The organism is Saccharopolyspora sp. 7B (assembly GCF_020177435.1).
Lineage (GTDB): Bacteria > Actinomycetota > Actinomycetes > Mycobacteriales > Pseudonocardiaceae > Saccharopolyspora_C > Saccharopolyspora_C gregorii.
In genome coordinates, this window is the sequence record NZ_JAIUKC010000210.1 from 1 (window position 1) to 6,249 (window position 6,249).

Annotated in this window: 5 protein-coding genes; all 5 read right to left on the minus strand. The window is 74.7% G+C overall.

Annotation, left to right across the window (positions count from 1 at the left end; genetic code table 11):
• Window positions 1-167 precede the first annotated feature (167 nt).
• Genes LCD33_RS26300 through LCD33_RS26320 form a run of 5 tightly spaced genes read right to left on the minus strand, consistent with a single transcriptional unit; the run spans window position 168 to window position 5,800 of the window.
• On the minus strand, window positions 168-650 hold the full coding sequence (locus LCD33_RS26300; RefSeq protein ID WP_224960602.1) for a nucleoside deaminase: 483 nt from the start codon (window positions 648-650) through the stop codon (window positions 168-170).
• 18 nt (window positions 651-668) lie between these two features.
• Window positions 669-2,963, minus strand: coding sequence for a xanthine dehydrogenase subunit D (gene pucD, locus LCD33_RS26305; protein WP_224978389.1), 2,295 nt, complete (start codon window positions 2,961-2,963; stop codon window positions 669-671).
• Complete coding sequence (locus LCD33_RS26310; RefSeq protein WP_224978390.1) at window positions 2,960-4,462, minus strand: amidohydrolase family protein; 1,503 nt, start codon at window positions 4,460-4,462, stop codon at window positions 2,960-2,962. The genes pucD and LCD33_RS26310 overlap by 4 nt, the downstream gene beginning before the upstream one ends.
• Window positions 4,455-4,928 carry a (2Fe-2S)-binding protein gene (locus LCD33_RS26315; RefSeq protein ID WP_224960597.1) on the minus strand — a complete coding sequence of 158 codons (474 nt, stop codon included), beginning with the start codon at window positions 4,926-4,928 and terminating at the stop codon, window positions 4,455-4,457. The genes LCD33_RS26310 and LCD33_RS26315 overlap by 8 nt, the downstream gene beginning before the upstream one ends.
• The gene (locus LCD33_RS26320; protein WP_224978391.1) at window positions 4,919-5,800 is read right to left on the minus strand and encodes a xanthine dehydrogenase family protein subunit M; all 882 of its coding nucleotides are present in this window, start codon (window positions 5,798-5,800) and stop codon (window positions 4,919-4,921) included. The genes LCD33_RS26315 and LCD33_RS26320 overlap by 10 nt, the downstream gene beginning before the upstream one ends.
• Window positions 5,801-6,249: the final 449 nt, after the last annotated feature.

Genomic DNA, 6,249 nt, shown 5'->3' on the forward strand with positions numbered 1-6,249 from the left:
ATGGAGTGAACGGACCGTTCGTCCGATCTAGTTGGTCGAACGGTCCGTTCACCCCCGCTCGTCGCGAGCCCGGGTGGTCGCCGGACGCCGCGCCTCGACGCGAGTGAACGGACCGTCTGTCCGATCTAGTTGGTCGAACGGTCCGTTCACTCCGGCAGGGCGGCGGTTCAGTAGTCGACGCGGTCCGCCTTCGCCAGCCACCGCTCGAACGGTGCCGCCCGTTCGGCCAGCGGCACCTGGCGGACGCGGGTCGGCCACGGCTGCTCGGGGTGCCGGAACAGGTCGTGGAACGCCCGGTCATCGAACCCGCCGCGCGCCGCGTCGTGCCGGTCGGCGGCGTACACGACGCGATCCAGCCGTGCCCACAACGCCGCGCCCAGGCACATCGGGCACGGTTCGCAGGAGCTGACCAGCACGCACCCGTCGAGGTGGAACGTGCCGAGTTCCCGGCAGGCGGCGCGGATCGCGGTGATCTCGGCGTGCGCGGTGGGATCGAGCTCGGCGGTGACGAGGTTGGTGCCGCTGGCGACGGGCCGCCCGGCGCGCAGCACGAGCGCGCCGAACGGTCCGCCGCCGTGGGTGACGCTGCCGGCGGCGAGTGCCACGGCTTCCGCGGCCCAGCGGGTGTCGGTGAGTTCGGTCGACGGCACGTGGTTCTCCAACGGGGCTCAGACGATGTGGTGCGGTGCCACGGGAACGTGGGTGAGGTCCCGGCCGGTCGCGGCGCGGATCGCGGCGACGACGGCCGGCGTGGTGGAGATCGTCGGTGGCTCGCCGACCCCGCGTACCCCGTACGGCGCGTGCGGGTCGCCGCGTTCGACGACGTCGATCTCCATCGGCGGCATGTCGAGCGCGGTGGGGATGAGGTAGTCGGTGAACGACGCGTTGCGCATGGCGCCGTCGACGACCTGCACCTCCTCCATGACGGCGAGCCCGAGCCCTTGGGCGCTGCCGCCCTGGATCTGCCCGAGCACGGCGTCCGGGTTGACGGCCTTGCCGACGTCCTGCACGCAGTCGAGCCGCACGACCTTCACCAGCCCGAGCTCGACGTCGACGTCGACGACGGCGCGGTGCGCGGAGAACGCGTGCTGCACCTGGACGCGTTCGCTCGCGCCGTCGGCGCCCATGGGGAAGGTGGGCCGGTGGTGGTATTCGCGGGTGTGCTCGACGGGCCCGTCGCCGAGCACCTCGGCGAGGTCGGCGAGCACGCCCGCCGTCGCGGACACGATCTTCCCGCCCTGCAAGGACAGCGCGGCGGGCGTGACGCCGTGCAGTTCCGCGGCGCGCAGCAGCACCGCGTCGCGCACCGCGGCGCACGCGGCCTGCACCGCCCCGCCGGTGACGTAGGTCTGCCGGGACGCGGAGCTGGATCCGGCGGGGCCGACGGAGGTGTCGTTGGGATGGATGGTGACGCGTTCGACGCCGAGCTCGGTGCGGGCGATCTGCTGCTGCACGGTCACGAGCCCCTGGCCGACCTCGGCGGCGGCGGTGTGCACTTCGGCGAGCGGTTCGCCACCGACGAGGGCGAGCCGGACGCGGGCCGTGGAGTGGTCGTCGGCGCCTTCGGAGTAGCAGATGTTCTTGATGGTGACCCCGTAGCCGATGCCGCGCACCACCCCTTCGCCGTGCGTGGTGCCGCCGACACCGCCGGGCAGTTCCCGCACGTCCCGGTCGCCGCCGACCGCGGGCAGCGGGATCGCGGTGAGCCGCCGCAGCAGTTCGGCGACGGGCGCCGGGTGGTCGATCCGCTGCCCGGTGGGGATCGTGTCGCCCTCGGCGATGGCGTTGCGGATGCGCAGCTCGACCGGGTCCATGCCGAGCTCGGCGGCGAGCCGGTCCATCTGGGACTCGTAGGCGAACGTCGGCTGCACCGCGCCGAGCCCGCGCATCGCCCCGCACGGCGGGTTGTTCGTGTACAGGCCCCAGGCTTCGACGTCCACGTTCGGCACCCGGTAGGGGCCGACGCCGAGCGTGGTCGCGTTCCCCACGACGACGGGGGTCTTGGAGGCGTAGGCACCGCCGTCGAAGTACTGCCGCGCCTTCACGTACACCAGCTCGCCGTCCCGGGTGGCACCGTGCTCGTAGTACATCTTCGCCGGATGCCGGTGCACGTGGCCGTGGAACGATTCCTCCCGGCCGTAGACCATCTTCACCGGCCGCCCGGTCCGCAGCGCCAGCAGGCACACGTGCACCTGGATCGACAGGTCCTCGCGCCCGCCGAACGCGCCGCCCACCCCGGACAGCGTCATCCGCACCAGTTCCGGGTCGAGGCCGAGCGCGGCCGCGGTCTGCGTGCGGTCCGAGTGCAGGTCCTGGGTGGCCAGGTACAGGTCCACGCCGCCGTCCTCGGCGGGAATCGCCAACCCCGATTCGGGGCCGAGGAACGCCTGGTCCTGCATGCCCACGGTGTAGGTGCCGGAGACGACGACGTCGGCGACCGCGTCCGGGTCCCCCTTGCGGATCACCTGGTGGCGCACCACGTTCCCGCCGGGGTGCAGCGGCGGCAGCGCCCGGTCGTGCGCGGCGAGCTCCGCGTCGGTGCTGGCGGGCAGCACCTCGTAGTCCACGGCGATGCGGTCCAGGGCGCGGCGCGCGATCTCCGGATGCTCGGCGGCGACCAGCGCCACCGCCTCGCCCCGGTAGCGCACCACGTCCTCCGCCAGCACCGGCTGGTCCTGCTGCTTCACCCCGTACCGGTTGCGGCCGGGCACGTCGGCGGCGGTGAGCACCGCGCGCACCCCCGGCAGCCACAGCGCCCCGGTCACGTCGATCGAGGTGATCCGCGCGTGCGGGTGCGGGCTGCGCAGCGTCGCGCCCCACAGCATGTGCTCCGCCCACAGGTCGGAGGAGTAGGCGAACTCGCCGCGCACCTTCAACGTGCCGTCCGGGCGCAACGGGGACTCCCCGATGCCGCCCGCGATGCCGGTGTCGAGGTGCTGCGGAGTGCGCGTGGGACCGCTCATCGGGCCACCTCCCCGTGCCGTGCCCCGGATCGCGCGCGGATCCGGCCGCTCGCGGCGCGCAGGTCGCGCGCCAAGTCCACTTCGGACACCGCGGTGAGGGCGCCGTCCTCGACGACGCGCCTGCCACCGCGCAGCAGCAGTCGCAGCGGCGGGAGCGGACCCAGCACCAGCGCCGCCACCGGATCCTCGATCCCGGCGTGACCGAGCCCGTCGAGCCGCCACACCGCGAGGTCGGCGAGCTTCCCGGGCCGCAGCGACCCCAGCTCGTCCTGCCTGCCCAGGCAGCGGGCACCGCCGAGGGTGGCGGCGAACAACGCCTCCCGCACCGAGAGCGCCGCCGGCCCCCGGGACCGATCGGCCGATGTCGCCGCGCCCGGCAGGTCCGCGTCCTCAGGTCGCGCCGTGCCGGGCCGGTCCCGCTCCGCCGGTAGCGCCGCACCCCGCCGATCCCGTGCCCCAGGTGGAGCTCCACCCCGCCGGGCCCGTGCCGTCAGCAGCGCCTGCCGCATCTCCTCGCCGATCCCGCCCGCCTCGTTCGACGCGGCCCCGTCCGCACCCAGCCCGACCCGCACGCCCGCATCCAGCAGCTCCCGCAGCGGCGCCGTTCCCGCCCCCAGGCGGCCGTTCGAACTCGGGCAGTGCGCCGAACCCGTGCCCGTCTCCGCCAGCCGCGACACCTCCGCCGCCGACAGGTGCGCGGTGTGCGCCAGCCACACGTCCGGGCCCAGCCAGCCGAGGGCGTCGGCGTGCTCCACCGGGGTGCGGCCGAACTCGGCGCGGCACCGCCGCTCCTCCTCCGCGGTCTCCGCCAGGTGCGTGTGCAGCCGCACGCCGCGCGCCCGCGCCAGCTCCGCGGCGTCCCGCAGCAACCGCTCGCCGACGCTGAACGGCGAGCACGGGCCCACCGCGATCCGCACCACCGACCCCGGACTCGGATCGTGGAACCGGCCGATCGCCGCGTCCGTGCCCGCCAACGCCACGTCCGCGTCCTCCACCAGCGAATCCGGCGGCAACCCGCCCCGGGAACGCCCGCGGTCCATGCAGCCCCGCACCGCGTGCAGCCGCACCCCGATGCTCCCGGCCGCGGCGATCACCGCACCGAACACGTCACCGCCGTCGCGGGGGAACACGTAGTGGTGGTCGGCGATCGTCGTCGCCCCCGACAACGCCAGCCGCGCCGCACCCGCGGCGGCCGCCGCGTGCGCGCAGTCCTCGTCCAACCCCGCCCACACCGGGTAGAGCGAGGTCAGCCAGTCGAACAGCGGCGCGTCCGGCGCGAACCCGCGCGTCACCCACTGGTACAGGTGCTGGTGGGCGTCGACCAGGCCCGGCGTGATCAGGCAACCGCGCACGTCGATCCGCTCGCCCAGCCCCGGATCGGCCCGGCCGGCGCCGACCGCGGCGATCCGGCCCCCGTCGACCACCACGTGGCCCTCGGCGTGCTCGGCGCCGTCGACGGTGACGACCGCGGCACCGTCGAGCACGAACCGCTCAGGCATGGCCGGCCTCCCGCCGGGACGCGAGCCGCACCGCGTCCACGATCTTCTCGTAGCCGGTGCAGCGGCACAGGTTGCCTGCCAGCGCCTCCCGGATCTCCACGTCCGACGGGTCGGCGCGCCGCCGCAGCAGATCCGTGGCCTGCACCAGCAGGCCCGGGGTGCAGAACCCGCACTGCACGGCGCCCGCGTCGAGGAACGCCTGCTGCACCTCGCTGAGCCGGTCGCCGTCGGCGAGCCCCTCCACGGTCCCCACCTCCCGGCCCTCGACCTGGCCGGCCGCGACCAGGCACGCGCAGACCGGGACCCCGTCCAAGGTCACGGTGCACGAACCGCACTCGCCCTGCTCGCAGGCGTTCTTCGACCCGGGCAGGCCGAGGCGTTCCCGCAGCACGTACAGCAGGCTCTCGCCCTCCCACACGTCGTCGGCCCGCTGCCGCCGCCCGTTGACGGTGAAGTTCACGCGCATGACCGCCTCCCGTTCCGGTGCTCGTCCCACACCCGCAGCACCGTCCGCCGGGCCAGGACGCCCAGCGCGTGCCGCCGGTACCCGGCGGTGCCGCGCACGTCGTCGACGGGGTGCGCGGCTGCCGCCACGAGCTCGCCGAACCGCCGCACCACCAGGTCCGGCAGCTCCCGCGGCCGCTCCCACCGGTCGCTCGCGGTGAGTTCGGCGGCGAGGAAGTCCTCGGCCGCCGTCGCGCGGAACGGCACCGGGCCCGCCGACCCCACGCCGGTGCCGATCCGCCGCCGGTCCGGGTGCAGGGCGATCGCGAACGCGCACACCGCGATCACCATCGCGTTGCGGGTGCCGACCTTCGCGAACTGCTGCGGGCCGGAAGCGGTCGGCACGTGCACCGCGGCGATCAGCTCGTCCGCGGCGAGCGCGTTGCGCTTGGGCCCGGTGAAGAACTCCGCGACCGGCAGCGTCCGGGTACCGCGCACCGAGGCCACCTCGACGCGCGCGTCCGAGGCCAGCAGCGGTGGATGCCCGTCCCCGGCCGGCGAGGCCGAACCGAGGTTCCCGCCGAGCGTGCCCCGGTTGCGGATCTGCGGAGAACCGACGGTGCGCGCTGCCGTCGCCAAGCCCGGGAGCCGGTCGCCCAGCTCGTCGACCAGGCGCGCGTAGGGCAGCAGCGCGCCGATGCGCAGCACCCCGTCCGACTCCGACCACTCCTGCTCGGCGCCGGTGGCGGTGAGGTCCAGCAGCACCTCCGGCCGGTCGTGGCCGAAGTTCAGCCCGACCAGCACGTCGGTGCCTCCCGCCAGCACGGTCGCCGCGGGGCGGGCCGCCCGGATCTCCAGGGCCTCGCGCCACGAGGCCGGGCGCAGGAAGTCCACGGCGCTTCCCCCTGTCGGTCGGAGTCGACGAGGGCCGCACCACTCGTAGCCCGTCGCCGTGGGTGGTCGTCCCAGTACACAACTCGCGAACGGAGGTTGACCAGCGGTGGAACACCCGAAATGCCGGACGGGTGAACACCCGTCCCTCGTACGTTCCTACGAACCGGCGCCCCTCCGGTCGCCTCCCGAAGCGCGCACCCACCGCTGCGGAGTGAACGGACCGTTCGTCCAACGGGATGGGACGAACGGTCCGTTCACTACGGATCCCGCGGCACTCGCCGCCCGCGCTCGGGTCGAGCGGTGCCGCACCGCACACCGCCGCCGCCCGCACGGCCGAGCCGGGTGAACGGACCGTTCGTCCAACTAGATGGGACGAACGGTCCGTTCACTCCCTCCCGCGGGACTCCACAGCCCGCCCCGGACGGTGCAGAGTGAGCGGCGTGCGCCTG

Excerpts from the sequence above, each read along its gene's own strand:
- pucD (WP_224978389.1), bottom strand. The coding sequence starts at position 2,963 with ATGAGCGGTCCCACGCGCACTCCGCAGCACCTCGACACCGGCATCGCG.
- LCD33_RS26310 (WP_224978390.1), bottom strand. The coding sequence starts at position 4,462 with ATGCCTGAGCGGTTCGTGCTCGACGGTGCCGCGGTCGTCACCGTCGAC.
- LCD33_RS26315 (WP_224960597.1), bottom strand. The coding sequence starts at position 4,928 with ATGCGCGTGAACTTCACCGTCAACGGGCGGCGGCAGCGGGCCGACGAC.